We start from the raw sequence: 18,022 nt of genomic DNA, 5'->3' as shown, positions 1-18,022 counted from the left end.
GTCCGGCTCAGACGTTCAGCCGGTAACCGACCGCTGGCTCGTTGACGATCAGGCGGGGCGCCTTGGGATCGTCTTCGAGCTTCTGCCGCAGGCCCCGCACGGCGACCCTCAGATAGTCGCTGTTCCCTTCATGCGCCGGCCCCCACACCGAACGCAGGAGGTGGGCATGGCTGAGCACGCGCCCCGGCTGCCGCGCCAGTTCGGCGAGCAGCCCATATTCCTTGGGGGTCAGGTGCACCGGCTCACCGCTTCGCCGGACCTCGCGGCGGAAGAGGTCGATCGAAACCTCGCCGCTGACCACCGGGCGCTGGTCGTCGGCATCGTCGAGGCTCAGCAGGTTCATCAGATAGCGTTCGAGCTTCGCCACGTCGCCGCCAAGCTCGCCCAGCAGCGTGCGGTCGGCGCCCCCTTCGCGGCGGATGTCGCGCACCGCCTTGCCGATGGCGACAAGCGTCGGCTGCACGTCCTGCCCGATCGTCGAGAACAGGGCCGAGCGCAGCCGGTCGCGTTCGTGGACCCGGGTGAATTCGCGCATTTCGCCCTCCAGCCGCCCGCGTTCGAGCGCAAGGGCGACTTGGTCGAGCAGATTGTCGAGCAGCTTCAGCTGGCCTTCGGGGTCGAGGTTCGACCCGTCGTCGCGGGCGATCGCCATGATCGCCAGCACCTTGGTGCCCGACCGAACGGGACGGAACTGCCATTCGGTCGGCACCGCGCGGCTGACCCCGCGGCCGGTCGGTTCGCCGGTCTGAAGGGCAAGCTCGGCGGCGGCCCAGTCGTTGGGTCCAAGCTCGCTCGGATGCGGCGCGGCGGCAAGGATGGCGCCGGTGATGGGCGCCGGGATCAGCAGCGCGTTGCAATCGAACACGCGCGCCACCTCGCTCGCGCCGACCGCCGCAATCTCCTCCTCGCCCGTGCAGCTCAGCAGGCGCCGCGCCAGCCCGGCGATCGTCGCGTTTCGGTTGGCCAGGCCATTGGCGCGCTCGGCCTGGCGCCGAATCCCCGCCGCAAGCTGGCTCGTCGCAAGCGCCACGCCGAGCAGCACGACGATCGTCAGCAGGTCGTTCGCCTCGGTCACCCGAAAGGTGAAGTGCGGCTGCGTGAAGAAGAAGTTGTAGGATAAGGCGGCGGCTGCGGCAGCGAGCAGCGCCGGGCCGAACCCACCGACCACCGCTGCGCCCAGAACCGCCGGCAGATAGAGAAGGTCGACCGCCGAATTGCCATAGCGCGGCGCGATGATCAGGCCGCCGAGCGTCGAGACCCCGACCATCAGCAAGGCGGCAATCAGGTGGACCAGCGGCGAGGCTGCAAGGCGGGTGCGCGTCATTCCCCTCATGTGCGTCCGGCGCCCGCGAAGGTCGAGGGGGCGCCCTCCGCTTCCCCCCTGATCCTTCACGGCCAGCACATGGCTTTCACATGGAATCTTCACGGCGACGACGACCATGTAAAGCCAATGTCCACCCCAGCCATCATTGCGTCCGACACCGGCGACAGCGCTCCCCCCACGGTCGAGCAGCACTCGCTTCCCACCCTCATGCTCGGCGCCATCGGCATCGTCTATGGGGATATCGGCACCTCGCCGCTCTACGCCATGAAGGAGACGTTCGTCGGCGCGCATCCGCTGGCGGTCGACCGGCTCCACATCTTCGGCGTGCTCAGCCTGATCTTTTGGTCGCTGATGCTGGTGGTCACCCTCAAGTATGTGTTCGTGGCCATGCGCGCGGACAACAAGGGCGAAGGCGGCTCCTTCGCGCTTCTTTCGCTCATCTCGCGCAGCCTCGGTGAGCATCGCTGGACCGCCGGACTGGTGACCCTCGGGGTATTCGCCACCGCGCTCTTCTACGGCGACGCGATCATCACGCCGGCCATCTCGGTCCTGTCGGCGGTCGAGGGGCTGACCATCGTGCAACCCTCGCTCGCGCCGCTGGTGGTCCCGATCGCCATCGCGGTTTTGATCGGCCTGTTCCTCGTCCAGTCGCGCGGTACCGCCAAGGTCGGCGCGGTGTTCGGACCGATCGTCATCGTCTATTTCGCCTGCCTGGCCGCGCTTGGCGTTAGCAACATCGTCCAGCATCCCGACATCCTCGGGATCGTCAGTCCGCACCACGCGCTGGCCTTCTTCATCTACGATCCCAAGCTCGCCTTCCTGGCGATGGGGTCGGTGTTCCTCGCGGTGACGGGCGCCGAGACGCTCTATGCCGACATGGGACACTTCGGGCGCAAGGCGGTCGGGCTGTCGTGGCTCTCGCTCGTCTATCCCTGCCTGATGCTCAACTACATGGGGCAAGGCGCCCTCTTGCTGGCGAACCCGGCGGCGGCCGAAAACCCCTTCTTCATGATGGCGCCCGACTGGGCCCGCCTGCCGCTGGTGCTGATCGCCACCGCCGCGACCGTGATCGCCAGCCAGGCCGTCATCTCCGGCGCCTTTTCGGTCACCCACCAGGCGATCCAGCTCGGCTTCCTGCCGCGCCTCAAGACCCGCCACACGAGCGAGCGCGCGGCCGGCCAGATTTATATCCCGCTGGTCAACTGGACCCTGCTGGCGATGGTCTGCCTGCTGGTCGTCGGCTTTGGCGAAAGCACCCGTCTGGCGGCGGCTTATGGCATCTCCGTCAGCGGGACGATGATCATCACCACGCTGATGCTGGCGGTGCTGGTCTTCCGGGTGTGGAAGTGGAACCGCCTGCTTGCCGCCCTCACCATCGGTCTGTTCCTGGTGGTCGACGGCATGTTCTTCGCGTCCAACGTGACCAAGATCGCCGACGGCGGCTGGTTCCCGCTGCTGGTGGCGTTCATCGTGTTCACCGTGCTCACCACCTGGGCTTCCGGTCGCCGCCTGATGCGGGTGAAGATGGCCGAGGAGGCGATCCCGGTCGAAGTCTTCATCAAGTCGGTGGCCAGCGTGCACCGCGTCCGCGGCACGTCGGTATTCCTGTCGACCTCGCCCGACGCCATCCCCTCGGCGCTGCTTCACAACCTCAAGCACAACCAGGTGCTGCACGAGCGGGTGTTGATCCTGAACGTGAGGGTCGAACCCGTCCCCCACGTCTCGGGCAGCGAGCGGCTGGAGGTCAGCGGGTCGGGCCAGGGCTTCTACCGGGTCGTGCTCCACTATGGCTTCATGGACGAGGTCGACGTCCCCGCCGATCTTGCCCGCATCGAGCAGTGCGGCGGGGGCTTCTCGATGATGTCGACCAGCTTCTTCCTCGGTCGCCAGAAGCTCATTCCCTCGACCGATCAGCCGGGCATGGCGCTGTGGCGCGAGCAATTGTTCGCGTGGATGATGAAGAACAGCGAAAGCGCGATGGAATTCTTCCGCCTGCCGACCAACCGGGTGATCGAACTCGGCAGCCAGCTGAGGATCTGAACCGGGCCTGGGGCAGACAACCTGCGGCTCGCGCGTTCCCCCTCGGATGGACCGCGATCAACCGACCCGCATCGGCACCGCCGGCTGGAGCATTTCGCGCGATTGCGCCGACGCCTTCCCGGCCGACGGCAGCGGGCTGGAACGCTACGGGGCGGTCTTCTCCTGCGCGGAAATCAACAGCAGCTTCCATCGCCCGCATCGCCATTCGACCTGGGCGAAGTGGCGCGACAGCGTGCCGCCGGGCTTTCGCTTCTCGGCCAAGCTGCCCAAGGCGATCACCCACGAGCGGCGGTTGCTCCAATGCGCCGACCTGCTCGACACCTTCCTCGCCGAAGCCGGGGAGCTTGGCGACAAGCTCGCGGTTCTGCTGGTGCAACTCCCGCCCAGCCTGGCGCTCGACCCCGCCGCTGCCCGCGGCTTCTTCGGCCTGCTCGCGGATCGCAGCCCCCTCCCCCCAGCCGTGGAGCCGCGCCACGCCAGCTGGTTCGAACCCGCGGCCGACGCCTTGCTGACCGAGCTTGGCATCGCGCGCGTCGGGGCCGATCCGGCGCGGGTCCCGGGGGCCGGGCAGCCGCTGGTGGTGCGCGGGCTCGCCTATTGGCGGCTCCACGGGTCGCCGGTCATCTATCGCTCCAGCTATGCCGATCGCCTGCCCGCGCTCGCCGCGGCGATCAGGGCGCAGCCCGCGGCGGACCGCTGGTGCATCTTCGACAACACCGCCAGCAGCGCCGCAGCCGGCGACGCACTCGCCCTGATGGAGGCGCTCGACGGCCGCCGCGCCTCAACAGCCTCTTAACCATCGCGTTTTAAGCCTGTCGTCAGTGTAGGCTTTTGTAAGCGTGGGTAAGCGTAATGAAGTCCTCGTCCGGAGCCCATTACGAAGGGCTCGACCACCTGCGTGCCCTTGCGGCCTTTCTCGTCGTCCTGTGGCATTTCTCCCGCCCCGCCGTGAACACCTCCATCGCCGCGACGCCCGAAATCGGCCTCATCGCGCAAGGACATAGCGGGGTCGCGCTGTTCATGACGCTGAGCGGCTATCTGTTCGCCAAGCTGGTCGGACAGCGCACGATCGACTTTCCCGCCTTCGCCTGGAACCGCGCGCTTCGCCTGCTCCCGCTGTTCATCCTCTGCCTGCTGCTCGGCTATCTCGTCCAATCGCCCGAGGACCGCGCGGCCTACCTCCACGGGGTCAAGGTCGGCTGGCTGCTGCCCGGCATGCCGCAGGGCGGGTGGTCGATCGTGGTCGAAATGCACTTCTACCTGCTGCTGCCGATGATCCTGTGGTCGGTCCGGCGCTGGCGCTATGCCCCGCTGCTGATCGTCGGGGCCGCGCTGCTGCTGCGCCTGGCCCTCGCCAACCTCGGCTATGCGATCGAGACGCTCGCCTATTACACGCTGATCGGTCGGATCGACCAGTTCGCCCTCGGCATCTTCGCCTATCACCTCGCGCCGCGTGGACGGGTCGCGGCGGCCGCATTCGGCGCGCTGTGGCTGTTCTACATGTGGTTTGCGGCGAACGGCGGCTATTATGGCGCGCACGACGACCTCGTCTGGGTGGTGCTTCCGACCATCGAGGCGGCGGGCTTTGCGGCCCTCATCAGCTGGTACGACCGGCACCCCTTCACCGGGCGCTGGACCGCGCCGCTGCGCCGGGCCGGCGACTACAGCTACGCGGTCTACCTGCTCCACTTCCTGACCGTGGTCGCGGCATCGCGGTTCGTCGATGACAATCTCGCGCGGCTGACCAGCGTCTATGTCGCGATCCCGTTTGCGCTCGTCTATTTCGGCTACATGACCATGCTCGGCTGGGCGAGCCACCGGCTGATCGAAGGGCCGATGATGCGTTTCCGCCGGCCCTACCTGAAGGACGCTCCGGCCGCGTCCGCCGCCAACGATGCTACCGACAAGTCCGAAGCGAGGCAGCTCGCGGCCTGAGCCTCAGTGTCCGGGGAAGCGCAGCAGGCTGCTCGTCGCGACCCCGTCGGCCTCAAGCCTCGCCGCACCGCCAAGGTCGGGCAGGTCGATCAGGAAGCGGGCACCCGTCACCACCGCCCCCGCCCGCCGCACCAGCCGCGCGGCGGCCAGCGCCGTGCCGCCGGTCGCGATGAGATCGTCGGCCAGCAGCACCCTTGCCCCCGGCGCGCAGGCGTCGACATGCATGGTCAGCCGGTCGGTCCCATATTCCAGCGCATAATCCTCGGCGATGGTCGCCCCGGGCAGCTTGCCGTCCTTGCGGATCAGGAGCAGCCCGGCCCCGAGCTTCAGCGCCAGCGCGGTCGCCACGACAAAACCGCGCGCTTCCATTCCCGCCACCAAGTCGGGGCGGTCATCGACGCTTGCCGCCAGTTGGTCGATCGCGGCGGCGAAGCCCTCCGCATGGAGCAGCAGGGTCGTCACGTCGCGGAACAGGATCCCTGGCTTGGGATGATCGGGGATGGTGCGGACAAGAGCGGTGATCTGGTCGAGGGTCATGGAATCGTCCTTGCGGGGAGCCGGGCGGCGAAGCAATCCATGGCCCGTGCGGAGGCGAGGAATCGCCCCTCACTGCAGCCAGTAGCCACCTACGAAAAAGGGGTCCGGAGCCATCGCCCCGAACCCCTCATTCCTTGTCACCCGGTCGGGCTTAGCCGGCGATGCCGCGCTCGGCCTTCTGCTCGTCCATGCGGTCGCGGAACGCCGGGTCGAGCGGGCCGCGGGCCGCGACCTCGCGCTTCGCATTGGCCCAGATGTTCCGGTAGGACAGATACGCCAAGATCGACGCGATCGTCAGGAACAGGAGGGTCGCCCAGCCCGCGCGGTGGCGGTTCTCAAGCGTCGGCTCGGCCGTCCACACCAGGAACGCGGACACGTCCTTGGCCATCTGGTCGACCGTCGACTTGGTCCCGTCGGCGTAGGTCACCTGACCGTCCGACACGAGGGGCGGCGGCATGGCGATGTTGAGGTTGGCGAAATAAGGGTTGAAGTGCAGGCCCGGCGGGGTTGCCACGTCGGGGAACTCCTTCAGCAGCTCCTGGCCCTTCTCGTTCTTGTAGCCTGCCTGCTCGGCATAGCCGGTCAGCAGCGAGTAGACATAATCATGCCCACCTTCGCGCGCCTCGGTCATCAGACTGAGGTCGGGCGGAAGCGCATTGTTGTTCGCCGCGCGGGCCGCCGTCTCGTTGGCGTACGGGCTTGGGAAGCGGTCGGAGACCAGCGCCTTGCGGGTCGCGGGCTCACCCGTTTCCGGGTTCACCGACGGCACTTCGGTCGCCCACTGGTTGGCGATCGCCTTCACTTCGGCTTCCGAATAACCAAGGTCGGTCAGCTGGTAGAAGCTGACATACTTGAGGCTGTGGCAGGCCGAGCAGACTTCCTTGTAGACCTGGAAGCCGCGCTGCAGCTGCTGGCGGTCGAACTTGCCGGCCATGCCGTCCGAGGCGAGCTCCGCCTTGCGCGGTTCCTTGTGGAACTCGTGCGCGGCGGTCGGCTCGGGCGGATTGCTGAAATAGTCGGCGCCGTTGATGACGAGGCTGATCAGCAGGACGCCGACAAACCCCAGGCCGACGAAGAAACCGATGATGCGGACCATGTTGCTATCGTTCTTTCTTATTCGGCCGGCTGCGGCGCGGTGGTCGAACCGGTCGGCGCAAGTCCGTAGGGCCGGCTTTCCTGCTTCTCACCATGCAGCACGCTCTCCGAGATGCTGTTGGGGAGCGGCCGCGGCTTCTCGAACTTGGAGACGAGCGGCAGGATGATCAGGAAGTGGGCGAAGTAATAGGCCGCACAGATCTGGCTCAGGGCGATGTACGGCTGTTCCGCCGGGGACACGCCGCAATAGCCGAGGATCAGGATGTCGACGACCAGCACCCAGAAGAAGATCTTGTAAACCGGGCGATAGCTGGTCGAGCGGATCGGCGAACGGTCCAGCCAGCTGAGGAAGAACAGCAGCAGGATCGAGCTGAACATCGCCAGCACGCCCCACAGCTTCGCAGGCAGGATGAAGTCCACCGTGAAGGCGCGCAGGATCGCGTAGAACGGCCAGAAATACCATTCGGGGACGATGTGCGCCGGGGTCACCAGCGGGTTCGCCTCGATGTAATTGTCCGGGTGGCCGAGGCTGTACGGGAAGAAGAACACGAACAGCGAGAAGATCAGCAGCGCGACGCCGATGCCGAAGCCGTCCTTGGCCGTGTAGAACGGGTGGAACGGCAGCGTGTCCTTCTCGTCCTTGACGTCGACGCCGGTCGGGTTCGACGAACCCGGGATGTGCAGCGCCCAGATCTTGAGGATGGTGACGCCCGCGATCACGAACGGCAGCAGGTAGTGAAGCGAGAAGAACCGGCTCAGCGCGGCCTGGTCGGGGGCATAGCCACCGAGGATGAAGATGCGCAACGGATCACCGACCACCGGGATGGCCGAGAAGAAGCCGGTGATGACCTGTGCGCCCCAGTAGCTCATCTGGCCCCACGGCAGCACGTAGCCCATGAAGGCGGTCGCCATCATCAGCAGGTAGATGACGAGGCCAAGCAGCCACACCATCTCGCGCGGCGCCTTGTAGGAGCCGTAGTAAAGGCCGCGGAAGATGTGGATGTAGACGATCGCGAAGAAGAAGCTCGCTCCGTTCTGGTGGACGTAACGGATCACCCAGCCGGCGTTGACGTCGCGCATGATGCGCTCGACGCTGTCGAAGGCGCCGCCGGCATAGCTGTAATAATGCATCGCCAGAACGATGCCGCTGACGATCTGGATCATCAGGGCAAGGCCGGCGAGGACGCCGAAGTTCCAGAAATAGTTCAGGTTGCGCGGCACCGGATAGCCGCCGCCGATCGCGCCATAGACGAGGCGCGGCAGCGGCAGGCGCTGGTCCATCCAGCGCATGAACGGCGAGGTGGGTTCGTAGGGCTTGGCCCAGGCAAAGCTCATGGTCTTGTCCTCAACCGATCCGGACGACGGTGTCCGAGGTGAATTCATAATCCGGCACGTGCAGGTTCAGCGGTGCCGGGCCCTTACGGACGCGGGCGGCGGTATCGTAGTGCGACCCGTGGCACGGGCAGAAATAGCCGCCGAAATCGCCCTTGGTCTCGCCTTCGCCGATGCCGAGCGGCACGCAGCCGAGGTGGGTGCAGACGCCGAGCGTGATCAGCCACTGGCTCTTGCCCGGCTTGGTCCGGTCGGCCAGCGACTGCGGATCGCGCAGCGAGGCGACGTCGACCGCATTGGCGGCCTGGATCTCGGCCGGGGTCAGCTGCTTGATGAACACCGGCTGTTTGCGCCAGCTGGTCTTGATCCCCTGGCCCGGCTGGATCTTGGAGATGTCGACCTCGATCGACGACAGCGCGCGCACGTCTGCCGACGGCGCAGCCTGCATCAACAGCGGGGCGATGGTGACCGCGCCGCCGACGCCGGCAAAGCTCACCGCGGCGATGTTGATGAAGTCGCGGCGGCGGACGCCGGGATCGCCGGCATCGGCCGGGGTCGGCTCGCCTGGCATCTGATTGGGTTGCGCGGTGGCCATCGAAAGGTCCTTGAGCTCGCTTGTTAGCCCTCGTGTCTGAGGGCATTGTCGGAAACCGCCACGGGCCAGCCGGGACGGATAATCGCGCGCCTGATAGCGGGCCGTTCATCGCTCCTCAAGGGTCCAATGGGCGGTGCGGCGACGAAACGACCACGCACACTCTTTGTCATTGTGAGCCGAAGGCGCGGCAATCCATGCCCCGACCCACCGTATGCTGCGCATCAGCAGCCCTCTTTTGATCTCGATCATTGGCTTTGCCGTCCGAGCCGCTAGCTTTGCCGCCCATGGAAGCACTCGACGAACAACAATCCGCCGCCCGCACCTGGTTTGAAGCCCTGCGTACCCGCATCTGCGCCGAGTTCGAGGCGATCGAGCGCGAGGCCGGGTCCGACGCCAGCTTCGACTTTCTTTCCTGGGACCGCGAGGATTCGTCCGGAGTGCCCGGCGGCGGCGGCGTGCGCGGCCTGATGAAGGGCAAGGTGTTCGAAAAGGTCGGGGTCAACGTCTCCACCGTCGGCGGCACCTTCACCGACGAATTCGCCAAGTCGATTCCCGGCAGCCAGGAAAACGGCAACCGCTTCTTCGCGACCGGGATCAGCCTCGTCGCCCACATGGCCAACCCGCACGTGCCCGCGGTCCACATGAATACCCGCTTCCTGTGCACCTCGAAGCGCTGGTTCGGCGGCGGCGCGGACCTCAACCCCGCCATTCCCTATGAAGAGGACACCGCCAGCTTCCACGCCGCGCTGAAAGCAGCCTGCGACGCGCACGGCGCCGACTATTACGAACGCTATTCAAAGTGGTGCGAGGAATATTTCTGGCTTCCCCACCGCAAGGTCGCCCGCGGTGTCGGCGGAATCTTCTACGACCGGCTCGAAGGCGACTTCGAAGAGAATTTCGCCTTCACCCGCGACGTCGGCGAAGCCTTCCTCGCCGCCTACCCGCCGATCGTCCGCCGCCACATGAATCAGGAGTGGAGCGAGGCCGACATGGACCGCCTGCTCGAATTTCGCGGCCGCTATGCCGAATTCAACCTGCTCTACGACCGCGGGACGATCTTCGGGCTCAAGACCAACGGCAATGTCGACGCGATCCTGATGAGCCTCCCGCCGCTCGCCAAGTGGAGCTGACGGGCAAGGCCCGCCCCCTCCGCTTCGGCAAGGAACGTCTGCCTATTCGCCGCCCGCGTGCGGGACAGATGCCCAGGTCCCGCCGCTTTCCGCCTGGCGGTAGAGGCGGCACACCACCACAACGAACAGGACCGACACGAACGCCGCCATCAGCTGCTGGATCAGTGCCACCAAGAGCGCGCTGGTATTGCCGGGCTCGATCGCGCCCAGGGCCAGGATCACCACCGCCGACAGCGCTCCGCCCAGCGCGCCGAGGATGATCAGCGCGACCAGCGCGAGCAGAAGCACCATCACGAACAGCTTCCAGAACCGCCCCTTCGACAGGCCCCAGGCTTCCTTCAGAAGCTGGATCGAATTCAAGTCCCGGTCGGCCGCCAGCGGAGTGATGAACAGCATCCGCACTAGCAGGAAGAAGAACACCACGATGACGAGAAGCGTCGTCAGGAGCGCGCTGGACGGCATCTTGGAAGGATCATTCTGGATCCCGCCAAGCTGCGGGTAGATCAGCGCCGCGCCGACCAGCGCGATGGGCAGGAACAGCAGGAACAGTGCCCCGAACAGCGCCGGCACGCGCCGGAAGCCGTGGCCGATCGCCGCGCCCACGGTGGTCGAGGGGCCAAGCGCGATGCGGCTGATCGCAAGCTGGCCAGCAAGGCTCAGCAGTGCCGCGGCAAGCCCGAGCAGCGACACATACCAGGCCGTCTCGGCCGCCCGCTGGCTCGACGGCGCGACCGTCTCGAGGATCGTGCCCGGAAGCACCGTCAGCGCAAGCGCGACCGCCGAGATCGCTCCCCCGTCCGCGCGGAAGACGGCCTTGGTCTCGTCCCAGGCCTGACCGATCGACAGCTTCATCCGCTTGCTCACCCTCATCCGCTTGACCTGTGGGCAAATGGCTTAGCCGCCCTCTTGCCCCTTTGCCAATCTGTCCGCCAAGGAGGGCGGCATGGCGGACGATGACGGCATCGAATGGCGGGTGAGCGAGGGGCTGGTCCCCTATGCGCAGGCCCTCGCCGACATGGAGGCGCGCGCCGCCGCGGTGCGCGACGGGACCGCCGGCGAACGGGTCTGGCTGCTCGAGCATCCGCCCCTGTTCACCGCCGGCACCAGCGCCGACCCGGCCGAACTGTTCAATCCGCAGGGCTTCCCCGTGTTCGATGCCGGCCGCGGCGGGCGCTACACCTATCATGGCCCAGGCCAGCGGGTCGGCTATCTCACCCTCGACCTGGCACGGCGCGGGCGCGACATCCGGTGCTTCGTCCATGCGCTTGAAGGCTGGGTGATCGACAGCCTCGGCGATCTTGGTGTCCCCGCCCACCGTTCGCCGGGACGGATCGGCATCTGGACCGGCGAGGGCGCCGCCGAAGCCAAGATCGGCGCGATCGGGGTGCGGGTGAAGCGCTGGGTCACCCTGCACGGCTTCTCGATCAACGTCGCCCCGGACCTGTCGCACTTCGGGGGAATCGTGCCGTGCGGGATCGCGACCCATGGCGTGACCAGTCTCCAGGCGCTTGCCAATCCCGCCGGAATGGCCGCGCTCGACCGGGCGCTCCATACCAACTTCCTCAAATTCCTGGGAAAACTGGGCAGCACTTCAGCCCCCTTGGCGGACGCGTAACGACGCTCTACACAGCGCGGTGATTTGCGACGTGGGGAAACCACGCCAGATCGCACCTTTTTTGGGAGTGAACTCGAATGCGTGCTCTGATCCTGGTCGCCACTGCGGCCCTCGCTCTGTCGGCTTGCAGCAGCAATGAAGCCGCCAACAACACCGCCGTCGAAGAGAACATGGCCGTCGACACCAATGCCGTCGCCGACATGAACGCGATGGACGCCAACATGACCATGGACAGCAACATGACCATGGACAGCAACATGTCGGCCGACGCCAACATGATGAACGGCAGCAACGCTGCTGACGCCAACATGATGACCAACAACGCGATGTAATTTGCGTCGGCCGTCCCCCACGGGATGGCCGGGTCGTTATGAAGGAAAGGGGCCGCTGGCATCGCGCCGGCGGCCCCTTTTCTGTTGGGCGACATGCCGCTACGTCCGCGCCATGTCGCGCGCCCTTGCCTTCGCCCTTGTTCCGCTGCTGCTGCTCGCCGGCTGCGGCGACAAGCAGCCCGCCACCGTCAACGAAAGCGCGTCGGACGCAGGGCTGGCGCAGGAGAATGTCGTGGCCGGCGACGTCACCGCGATCGATGCGGCGACGGCCGACGATGCCCGCATGGCCGGCGACATGCCGCCGCCCGCGCTTGACGCGAACGAGGCGGCACCCGCCAACGATACCAAGGCCGAAAAGAAGGCCCCGCGGCCCCCAAGGAGCGGACCAAAGGCCGAATCGAACAGCACCGAGCCGGCGGCCGACACCAACGCCGCCTGAAGTCCTCGCTCAGGCCAGGCCCACCACCTTGTGCGCCTGGAGGCTGAGCCGCCAGCGCGGCCGCTCCATCGCCAGGCTGATCGAAGCCTCGACCGATCCTGCCGGGCCGTCCATCGGCTGCACCAGGAGGTTCGGGAAGTCCCACCCCTCGAGCTCGGCCGGATCGATCCCCTCCTGCGGCCAGACCAGCTTCAATTCGTCACCGGCCCGCTGGACGACGTCGGTCCCTGCCTTGGGGCTGATGCACAGCCAGTCGATCCCGGCAGTCGCGGGCAGCGTTCCGTTGCTTTCGACCGCGATCCGGAAGCCTTTGGCGTGCAGCGCATCGACCAGCGCCGCGTCTAATTGCAGCATCGGCTCGCCCCCGGTCACCACCACCAGCCTCCGGTCGAGCTTCTCGCCCCACAGCGCCTCGACCTGATCGGCAAGCGCATCTGCGGTGGCGAACTTGCCGCCGTTCACCCCATTGGTGCCGACGAAATCGGTATCGCAGAAGCGGCATTGCGCGCTCGCCCGGTCAGCCTCGCGCCCGCTCCACAGATTGCACCCGGCAAAGCGCAGGAACACCGCGCGTGAGCCCGTCTGCACCCCCTCCCCCTGCAGCGTGAGGAAGCATTCCTTGACGGCGTAGGTCATCGCGTGCGCCAGTGAAGGTCAATATAAGCCGCGCGCGCTGCCGCTTGCTCCTTCAGTTCACCGACATCAGTCGCGAACTCGACGGTGCTTGCGCCCGCGTTTAAAAGAGCCTCGGCGATCGTCTTGCGCTCGATGCGGTGCAGCGGCTGGCCGGCCGTCGAAATGATGACCTTTGGAAATTTCGGGAGGATGCCTCCGCCGATCACCGCCTTGATCGCGTGAAGCGCGGCGTGTTCGAGAATGTCCACGTCATCGGCAAGCAGATGACTGCACGAAAAAGGCGCGTCCGCGCTTGCCGAACGTCCATCGCCGATGTTGCGAACCGCGACCCGGTTCGGCGTGATCGTGATTGCGAGGGCCGGGCTCAACATGCCGAATAGCGCGTCGGGTCGGGCAGGCCCGCTTCCTCGAACCCCCTGGCGCGCAGCCGGCACGCGTCGCAGGTCCCGCACGCCCCGCCGTCCGTGCCCGGATCGTAGCAACTGTGGCTGACCCCGGCGTCGAGCCCGAGCCGCGCCGCCTCGCGCGCGATGTCGGCCTTGGTCATGTCCTGCAGCGGCGCGTGGATGGTGAAGGGATCGCCCTCCACCCCGGCCTTGGTCGCAAGGTTGGCCAGCCGCTCGAACGCCGCGACGAAGTCCGGCCGGCAGTCAGGATAGCCCGAATAATCGAGCGCATTGACGCCGACGAACAGGTCGCGCGCGCCGCTCGCTTCGGCAAGGCCCAGCGCAAGGCTGAGGAAGATGGTGTTGCGCGCGGGCACGTAGGTCACCGGAATGCCTTCGCCGACGCCGTCCTTGGGCACGGCGACATCGGCGGTCAGCGCCGATCCGCCAAACGCGCGCAGGTCGAGCGGCAGGATGACGTGGCGATCGGCAAGGTCGGCCGCGATCGTCCTTGCGGCCTCGAGCTCGACCCGGTGCCGCTGCCCGTAATCGACCGTCAGCGCGGTGACCGCAAAGCCCCGCTCCCGCGCCAGCGCGGCGCAGACCATCGAATCGAGGCCGCCCGACAGCAGGACGACGGCGGTGGGAGGGGTGTTGGTCATGGCGGCGGGCCCATAGGCCGGGGAGCGGCAAAAAAGAAGGGCCGCTCCGAAGAGCGGCCCAGGTTCGGGCGCGATGGCCCGTTAGGGAGGAAAGCGTGCCGGACCTGGGTCAGGCACAGGAAGCGCTCTAGCAGCTTATGGTTAAACGAGGCCTTAACGCCTTTCCCGCGCCGGACATTCTCCGACCCGTCGCGCATAAATCGTGAAATCATAAGGCTCGCCCTGCCGGAAGCCCTGGGTCGCGAGCTTGAGCGAGCGCGGGGTGGTCACGGTAACGTCGGACCGCCCGAACGACCCCGCGCCGCAGGCCAGCGTCACCACCAGCTGGCGCGGCGTATTGACCAGGATCGTCCGCTCGCAGCGCTGGCCCGCATGGGCGTAGGTCGCGATCAGGATCATGTCGTCGAGACAACCGCGCCGGGCGTTGCGGCCGGTCGCATCGGCGCTGACTTCCCACAACCCAGGTTCGACCCCCGGCAGGACGCCAGGCGCGCTCGCCGCCGAGGCAAGCCCGCCGGCCGCCAGGCAACCGACTGCCGCAAGAGACGCGAATCTCTTCATCCGCCCCATCATACCACGCCGCCCGCTTATTCGAATGACAGCGGGAAACTGGTTGAGCAAAACTCGCAATTGACGCGGATCAGGCCCTCCTCGTCCTTCATCTCCTCGCGCTCCTCCGCGGGGAAGCGGGCGATGACCGAACGGACGTATGCGGGGTCGCAGCGGCACCCGCGCGACAGCGGCGCGCCGGCCAGCACCCGCACTTCGGCTTCCTCGTGGAATAGCCGCCAGACCAGCTGGTCGAGCGCCAGCTCCTCGTCGAGCAGCTCCTCGTCGCGGACCGATCCGGCAAGCGCCGCGACATGGTCCCAGTCGGGGTGGTCGAGCCGGGTGTGGAGACGCTCGCGCCCTTCCTCGCCTTCGGGAAGGTGCTGGAACAGGATCCCGCCGGCGACCCATCCGCGGGCCTTCTTCTCGGCCGCGAGCCGGACGATCGAGGGGATCTGCTCCGACTGGCTGAAATAGCTCTGGGCCGCCGCGCCAAGGCTTTCGCCCTCCAGCGGGACGATCCCCTGGTAGCGTTCGTTCGTCGCGGGCTGGTCGAAGGTGATCGCCAGATAGCCTTCGCCGAACAGGGTCTTCAGCGTCGGGGCATGCGCCGCATCGGCAAGCTTGACCGGATCGTGGCGGACATAGCCGCGCAGTTCGCCGCCCTTGTAGTCGCAGACCAGGAGGTCGACCACGCCGCCCTGCGTCTGCGCCTGCAGCGTCAGCTGGCCGCCCGAATCCTTCAGCAACGAGCCGAGCAGGGCGGTCAGGGCCAGCGCCTCGGCCAGCAGGCGTTCGATCGGCGCGGGATAATTATGGGCGGACAGGATGGCGTCGAGCGCTGGGCCGATCCGCGCTGCACGGCCACGCGCGTGGCGCGCCGGAACGGTCACGCCAAGGGCGGCATCGAGATTGGAAATGTCGGGGTTCATGCAGGGGAGATAGGAAGCCTCCCCACCGACCTCAACCGCTGCGGGTCGAGGTGGACGGGCTGCACCCCGGCATCGGCCGGGGTGGAGCCAGGATAGAGTTCGTCAGGCTTCGGCGGAACGGGCTTCGCGCGCCGCTTCGTTGGCGTCGCGGTGCGCATTGGTGCGCTGCAGGCGGTCGGCCATCGCTTCCCATGCCATCGCCGCTTCAAGGTTCCGCTTCTTCACGTTCTCGAGGTTCGCCGCATCCGCGTCACGGCGGCATTGTGCGGCGCGCTCGGCATAGAATTCGAGGGTGGACATGGGTGCGGCCTCCTTTGAGGATTACGGATACAAACGAGTAGAACGCGGGGGCGGACCGGTGTTGACCGGCCGCCCCCGCGCAGGAAAATCAGGCGCTCTGCAGGTTGACTGCGCTGGCGCGGCCGTCGCGGCCGCTCTGAAGTTCGTAGGTCACGCGCTGGTCGCGATCGAGCGTGCGCATGCCGGCAGCTTCAACCGCCGAAATGTGGACAAAGGCATCGCCGCTGCCGTCCTCGGGCGAGATGAAGCCATAGCCCTTGTCGGCATTGAAGAATTTTACGGTGCCGGTGATCATGTTGGTAGTCCTTCTCTTAGCACCGCCCGAACGCCGGGCAGCACGCTAGGAGCAGCGAGGAGAGAAGGAAAAAGGAGCCGCAAAGCGCCGTAGACCGTCAAAACTTGCGACTGATAGCGTGACCTATATGCCCCATGCGGCCCGAAATTACAACCGAGCGCCCTTTTGCCCCCCACCGCATCGTCAGCCGCAGGCCGGGCAAACCGCGGTTCGGCCTGGGAGACTTACCGGCCCCCCCCCGCGACGACCGGCATCGGTCACATCCTTGTGCCTTCTTGCGGCTTTGCGCGGGCACGATCAGTTACGTGGTCACAAACAGTTACCACTCAGCCGGAGCCTGACCGATGCACAAGTCCCTCGCCCTCGTCGCCGCCCTCGCGCTTACCGCCAGCGCAGGGATCGCCGCCCAGCCCAAGGCGCAGCCGGCCAGCCCGGCCCGCGCCGCCGCGGCGCTCGGGGCCGGCACCTATCAGGTCGATCCCAACCACACGCAGGTCCTGTGGTCGGTCGACCATTTCGGCTTCAGCCGCCTGTCGGGAATGGTCGGCTCGATGAGCGGCACGCTCGACATCGATCCTGCGCGCCCCAACGCCGCTAGGGTCGCGATCGACATTCCGCTGTCGGGCCTTACCGTCACCGCGCCCGCATTCGGCAAGCACCTTGCCACCCCTGACCTGTTCGACACCGCCAAGTATCCCTCGGCCCGCTTCGTCTCGCGTTCGGTCAAGGTCAGTGGGACGCAGGCGACCATCGCCGGTGACCTGACGCTGCGCGGCGTCACCAAGCCCCTCACCCTCAACGCCCGCCTCCACGGCGCCGGGGTCAACCCGATGAACAAGAAGGCGACCATCGGCTTTTCCGCCACCGCCACCCTGAAGCGCAGCGACTTCAACCTCGGCTACGCGCTTCCGGCCGTGTCGGACGAGGTGAAGCTCGACATCAACGCCGCCTTCGAAAAGTAGGCCTCGCGCCCCCTACGCACGGGCGGCCGCGCTGCGGCGGTGGACCGGCGTCTTGGCTGATCAGTCCACCGCGCCCGCGCAGCGCACGGTGAAGCCATATTCCGCGCCCGGCGCGCTTTGCGGCGGCAGGACATATTGCAGCGCGGTCGGCGCGACCTGCTGGTAGATGGTCGCATGCGTAAGGTCGGGGCGGCGCTGCTCGCACACCGTCGCCCCCGCCGCGCGCATCGCCGCCAGCACCCGCTCCGCCGCCGCCGGCTCGCCCGCCTGCTCGCTCGCAATGGCGAGGTAGAAGGGCCTCCCCTTCTGCGCTCCCGACAGCAGCGCCCTCGCCCGCAGCGACAACGCTTCCTTGTCCCACCACAGGCTCGGATCGATCGCCGCATAGGCCCCGAACAGGGTCGGCGCGATCAGATAGGTTTCGGTGATGAACAGCCCCGCCAGCGATTCCCCGATCACCGCATCGCGCCCCGACGTGCGGTAATGTCGCGCGACCAGCGGCTTCACCTCCCTCGCGATGAACTCGCGGAAGTCGGCCGAATGCCCCGCGGTCGGATAGCGCTTCAATAGCTCGGGATCCCGGGTCGGCCCGACCAGCTCCTTGCGCCGATCCCTGGTCTCGATCCCGACCAGGATCACCGGCTGCGATCGGCCCCAGATCGCCCCCAGCTGCGCGACTCCGGCGATATGCAGCAGGTCCTGATCGACCCCGCCGTCGATCAGGTACAGCACCGGATAACGGCGTTTCGGATCCTTGGCATAACCGGGCGGAAGGACGACGTTGATCCGCCGCTCTTCCCCAAGCACCGTCGACTGCAGCCGGTAACCCTGCCCCAGCGTGACCGGGCTCGCGACCTCGGCCGGCCGCGGCGCCGGGGCCGCTCCGCCCAGCAGCAGGGCCGCGGCGAGGACGGCGAGCCGCACCC

Annotated in this window: 22 protein-coding genes; 8 read left to right on the top strand and 14 right to left on the bottom strand. The window is 67.1% G+C overall.

Annotated elements, in window-relative coordinates:
• Positions 1-7: 7 nt before the first annotated feature.
• The gene (locus ABD729_RS08090; protein WP_344709717.1) at positions 8-1,324 is read right to left on the bottom strand and encodes a DUF4118 domain-containing protein; all 1,317 of its coding nucleotides are present in this window, start codon (positions 1,322-1,324) and stop codon (positions 8-10) included.
• Between the two features lie 126 nt (positions 1,325-1,450).
• Between ABD729_RS08090 and ABD729_RS08085 the strand changes: the two genes are divergently transcribed.
• From ABD729_RS08085 to ABD729_RS08075, 3 genes are read left to right on the top strand one after another with little or no spacing between them, the layout of a single operon-like run.
• On the top strand, positions 1,451-3,364 hold the full coding sequence (locus tag ABD729_RS08085; protein ID WP_425564875.1) for a potassium transporter Kup: 1,914 nt from the start codon (positions 1,451-1,453) through the stop codon (positions 3,362-3,364).
• A 46-nt stretch (positions 3,365-3,410) separates the two neighbouring features.
• Positions 3,411-4,160 (top strand): DUF72 domain-containing protein, encoded by a 750-nt coding sequence (locus ABD729_RS08080; protein WP_344709716.1) that lies wholly within the window; start codon positions 3,411-3,413, stop codon positions 4,158-4,160.
• A 56-nt stretch (positions 4,161-4,216) separates the two neighbouring features.
• Positions 4,217-5,299, top strand: coding sequence for an acyltransferase family protein (locus ABD729_RS08075; protein ID WP_344709715.1), 1,083 nt, complete (start codon positions 4,217-4,219; stop codon positions 5,297-5,299).
• Positions 5,300-5,302: 3 nt separating this feature from the next.
• On the opposite strand, the gene ABD729_RS08070 is transcribed toward ABD729_RS08075, so the two are convergent.
• The 4 genes from ABD729_RS08070 to petA all read right to left on the bottom strand — a co-directional run bounded on the left by ABD729_RS08070 (position 5,303) and on the right by petA (position 8,858).
• Positions 5,303-5,836 (bottom strand): adenine phosphoribosyltransferase, encoded by a 534-nt coding sequence (locus ABD729_RS08070; RefSeq protein ID WP_344709714.1) that lies wholly within the window; start codon positions 5,834-5,836, stop codon positions 5,303-5,305.
• Positions 5,837-5,987: 151 nt separating this feature from the next.
• Positions 5,988-6,932, bottom strand: coding sequence for a cytochrome c1 (locus ABD729_RS08065; protein ID WP_344709713.1), 945 nt, complete (start codon positions 6,930-6,932; stop codon positions 5,988-5,990).
• 17 nt (positions 6,933-6,949) lie between these two features.
• Entirely contained in the window at positions 6,950-8,266 is a 1,317-nt protein-coding gene (locus tag ABD729_RS08060) for a cytochrome b (RefSeq protein WP_344709712.1), read from the bottom strand.
• Positions 8,267-8,276: 10 nt separating this feature from the next.
• Positions 8,277-8,858 carry a ubiquinol-cytochrome c reductase iron-sulfur subunit gene (gene petA / locus ABD729_RS08055; RefSeq protein ID WP_425564873.1) on the bottom strand — a complete coding sequence of 194 codons (582 nt, stop codon included), beginning with the start codon at positions 8,856-8,858 and terminating at the stop codon, positions 8,277-8,279.
• 284 nt (positions 8,859-9,142) lie between these two features.
• On the opposite strand from petA, the gene hemF reads away from it, so the two are divergent.
• On the top strand, positions 9,143-9,988 hold the full coding sequence (gene hemF / locus ABD729_RS08050) for an oxygen-dependent coproporphyrinogen oxidase (RefSeq protein WP_344709711.1): 846 nt from the start codon (positions 9,143-9,145) through the stop codon (positions 9,986-9,988).
• 42 nt (positions 9,989-10,030) lie between these two features.
• Here the strand turns inward: hemF and ABD729_RS08045 are convergent, their stop codons facing one another.
• On the bottom strand, positions 10,031-10,840 hold the full coding sequence (locus ABD729_RS08045) for a DUF7847 domain-containing protein (protein ID WP_344709710.1): 810 nt from the start codon (positions 10,838-10,840) through the stop codon (positions 10,031-10,033).
• A 91-nt stretch (positions 10,841-10,931) separates the two neighbouring features.
• On the opposite strand from ABD729_RS08045, the gene lipB reads away from it, so the two are divergent.
• The 3 genes from lipB (at position 10,932) to ABD729_RS08030 (ending at position 12,374) form a co-directional block, all read left to right on the top strand.
• A complete protein-coding gene (gene lipB / locus ABD729_RS08040) occupies positions 10,932-11,603 on the top strand; it encodes a lipoyl(octanoyl) transferase LipB (protein WP_344709709.1) in 672 nt (223 codons plus the stop codon).
• A 77-nt stretch (positions 11,604-11,680) separates the two neighbouring features.
• The gene (locus ABD729_RS08035) at positions 11,681-11,935 is read left to right on the top strand and encodes a hypothetical protein (protein WP_344709708.1); all 255 of its coding nucleotides are present in this window, start codon (positions 11,681-11,683) and stop codon (positions 11,933-11,935) included.
• 112 nt (positions 11,936-12,047) lie between these two features.
• Complete coding sequence (locus ABD729_RS08030) at positions 12,048-12,374, top strand: hypothetical protein (RefSeq protein ID WP_344709707.1); 327 nt, start codon at positions 12,048-12,050, stop codon at positions 12,372-12,374.
• Positions 12,375-12,383: 9 nt separating this feature from the next.
• Here the strand turns inward: ABD729_RS08030 and queE are convergent, their stop codons facing one another.
• The 7 genes from queE to ABD729_RS07995 form a co-directional block, all read right to left on the bottom strand.
• Positions 12,384-13,010 carry a 7-carboxy-7-deazaguanine synthase gene (gene queE, locus ABD729_RS08025; RefSeq protein ID WP_344709706.1) on the bottom strand — a complete coding sequence of 209 codons (627 nt, stop codon included), beginning with the start codon at positions 13,008-13,010 and terminating at the stop codon, positions 12,384-12,386.
• Positions 13,007-13,381 carry a hypothetical protein gene (locus tag ABD729_RS08020; RefSeq protein WP_344709705.1) on the bottom strand — a complete coding sequence of 125 codons (375 nt, stop codon included), beginning with the start codon at positions 13,379-13,381 and terminating at the stop codon, positions 13,007-13,009. The genes queE and ABD729_RS08020 overlap by 4 nt, the downstream gene beginning before the upstream one ends.
• The gene (gene queC, locus ABD729_RS08015; protein WP_344709704.1) at positions 13,375-14,058 is read right to left on the bottom strand and encodes a 7-cyano-7-deazaguanine synthase QueC; all 684 of its coding nucleotides are present in this window, start codon (positions 14,056-14,058) and stop codon (positions 13,375-13,377) included. Before queC ends, ABD729_RS08020 begins: the two co-directional genes overlap by 7 nt.
• Positions 14,059-14,211: 153 nt before the next feature.
• The gene (locus ABD729_RS08010; protein ID WP_344709702.1) at positions 14,212-14,619 is read right to left on the bottom strand and encodes a DUF3617 domain-containing protein; all 408 of its coding nucleotides are present in this window, start codon (positions 14,617-14,619) and stop codon (positions 14,212-14,214) included.
• Positions 14,620-14,645: 26 nt separating this feature from the next.
• Positions 14,646-15,539 carry an Hsp33 family molecular chaperone HslO gene (gene hslO, locus ABD729_RS08005; RefSeq protein ID WP_344709701.1) on the bottom strand — a complete coding sequence of 298 codons (894 nt, stop codon included), beginning with the start codon at positions 15,537-15,539 and terminating at the stop codon, positions 14,646-14,648.
• A gap of 102 nt (positions 15,540-15,641) precedes the next feature.
• Positions 15,642-15,839, bottom strand: a complete 198-nt coding sequence (locus ABD729_RS08000) for a hypothetical protein (RefSeq protein ID WP_344709700.1) — start codon at positions 15,837-15,839, stop codon at positions 15,642-15,644.
• An 88-nt stretch (positions 15,840-15,927) separates the two neighbouring features.
• Positions 15,928-16,134 (bottom strand): cold-shock protein, encoded by a 207-nt coding sequence (locus tag ABD729_RS07995; protein WP_344709699.1) that lies wholly within the window; start codon positions 16,132-16,134, stop codon positions 15,928-15,930.
• A 344-nt stretch (positions 16,135-16,478) separates the two neighbouring features.
• Here ABD729_RS07995 and ABD729_RS07990 point away from each other — a divergent pair, with 344 nt between their 5' ends.
• Positions 16,479-17,096, top strand: coding sequence for a YceI family protein (locus tag ABD729_RS07990; protein ID WP_344709697.1), 618 nt, complete (start codon positions 16,479-16,481; stop codon positions 17,094-17,096).
• A 60-nt stretch (positions 17,097-17,156) separates the two neighbouring features.
• Here ABD729_RS07990 and ABD729_RS07985 read toward each other — a convergent pair whose 3' ends face one another.
• Positions 17,157-18,020, bottom strand: a complete 864-nt coding sequence (locus tag ABD729_RS07985; RefSeq protein WP_344709696.1) for an alpha/beta hydrolase — start codon at positions 18,018-18,020, stop codon at positions 17,157-17,159.
• Positions 18,021-18,022: the final 2 nt, after the last annotated feature.

The organism is Sphingomonas humi, assembly GCF_039536725.1.
Lineage (GTDB): Bacteria > Pseudomonadota > Alphaproteobacteria > Sphingomonadales > Sphingomonadaceae > Sphingomicrobium > Sphingomicrobium humi.
This window is presented reverse-complemented; position numbering and strand designations above follow the sequence as displayed.

Bases quoted from the DNA above. Each gene is read 5' to 3' on its own strand.
- ABD729_RS08090 (WP_344709717.1), bottom strand. From the start codon at position 1,324: ATGACGCGCACCCGCCTTGCAGCCTCGCCGCTGGTCCACCTGATTGCC.
- ABD729_RS08085 (WP_425564875.1), top strand. From the start codon at position 1,451: ATGTCCACCCCAGCCATCATTGCGTCCGACACCGGCGACAGCGCTCCC.
- ABD729_RS08080 (WP_344709716.1), top strand. From the start codon at position 3,411: ATGGACCGCGATCAACCGACCCGCATCGGCACCGCCGGCTGGAGCATT.
- ABD729_RS08075 (WP_344709715.1), top strand. From the start codon at position 4,217: ATGAAGTCCTCGTCCGGAGCCCATTACGAAGGGCTCGACCACCTGCGT.
- ABD729_RS08070 (WP_344709714.1), bottom strand. From the start codon at position 5,836: ATGACCCTCGACCAGATCACCGCTCTTGTCCGCACCATCCCCGATCAT.
- ABD729_RS08065 (WP_344709713.1), bottom strand. From the start codon at position 6,932: ATGGTCCGCATCATCGGTTTCTTCGTCGGCCTGGGGTTTGTCGGCGTC.
- ABD729_RS08060 (WP_344709712.1), bottom strand. From the start codon at position 8,266: ATGAGCTTTGCCTGGGCCAAGCCCTACGAACCCACCTCGCCGTTCATG.
- petA (WP_425564873.1), bottom strand. From the start codon at position 8,858: ATGGCCACCGCGCAACCCAATCAGATGCCAGGCGAGCCGACCCCGGCC.
- hemF (WP_344709711.1), top strand. From the start codon at position 9,143: ATGGAAGCACTCGACGAACAACAATCCGCCGCCCGCACCTGGTTTGAA.
- ABD729_RS08045 (WP_344709710.1), bottom strand. From the start codon at position 10,840: ATGAAGCTGTCGATCGGTCAGGCCTGGGACGAGACCAAGGCCGTCTTC.
- lipB (WP_344709709.1), top strand. From the start codon at position 10,932: ATGGCGGACGATGACGGCATCGAATGGCGGGTGAGCGAGGGGCTGGTC.
- ABD729_RS08035 (WP_344709708.1), top strand. From the start codon at position 11,681: ATGCGTGCTCTGATCCTGGTCGCCACTGCGGCCCTCGCTCTGTCGGCT.
- ABD729_RS08030 (WP_344709707.1), top strand. From the start codon at position 12,048: ATGTCGCGCGCCCTTGCCTTCGCCCTTGTTCCGCTGCTGCTGCTCGCC.
- queE (WP_344709706.1), bottom strand. From the start codon at position 13,010: ATGACCTACGCCGTCAAGGAATGCTTCCTCACGCTGCAGGGGGAGGGG.
- ABD729_RS08020 (WP_344709705.1), bottom strand. From the start codon at position 13,381: ATGTTGAGCCCGGCCCTCGCAATCACGATCACGCCGAACCGGGTCGCG.
- queC (WP_344709704.1), bottom strand. From the start codon at position 14,058: ATGACCAACACCCCTCCCACCGCCGTCGTCCTGCTGTCGGGCGGCCTC.
- ABD729_RS08010 (WP_344709702.1), bottom strand. From the start codon at position 14,619: ATGAAGAGATTCGCGTCTCTTGCGGCAGTCGGTTGCCTGGCGGCCGGC.
- hslO (WP_344709701.1), bottom strand. From the start codon at position 15,539: ATGAACCCCGACATTTCCAATCTCGATGCCGCCCTTGGCGTGACCGTT.
- ABD729_RS08000 (WP_344709700.1), bottom strand. From the start codon at position 15,839: ATGTCCACCCTCGAATTCTATGCCGAGCGCGCCGCACAATGCCGCCGT.
- ABD729_RS07995 (WP_344709699.1), bottom strand. From the start codon at position 16,134: ATGATCACCGGCACCGTAAAATTCTTCAATGCCGACAAGGGCTATGGC.
- ABD729_RS07990 (WP_344709697.1), top strand. From the start codon at position 16,479: ATGCACAAGTCCCTCGCCCTCGTCGCCGCCCTCGCGCTTACCGCCAGC.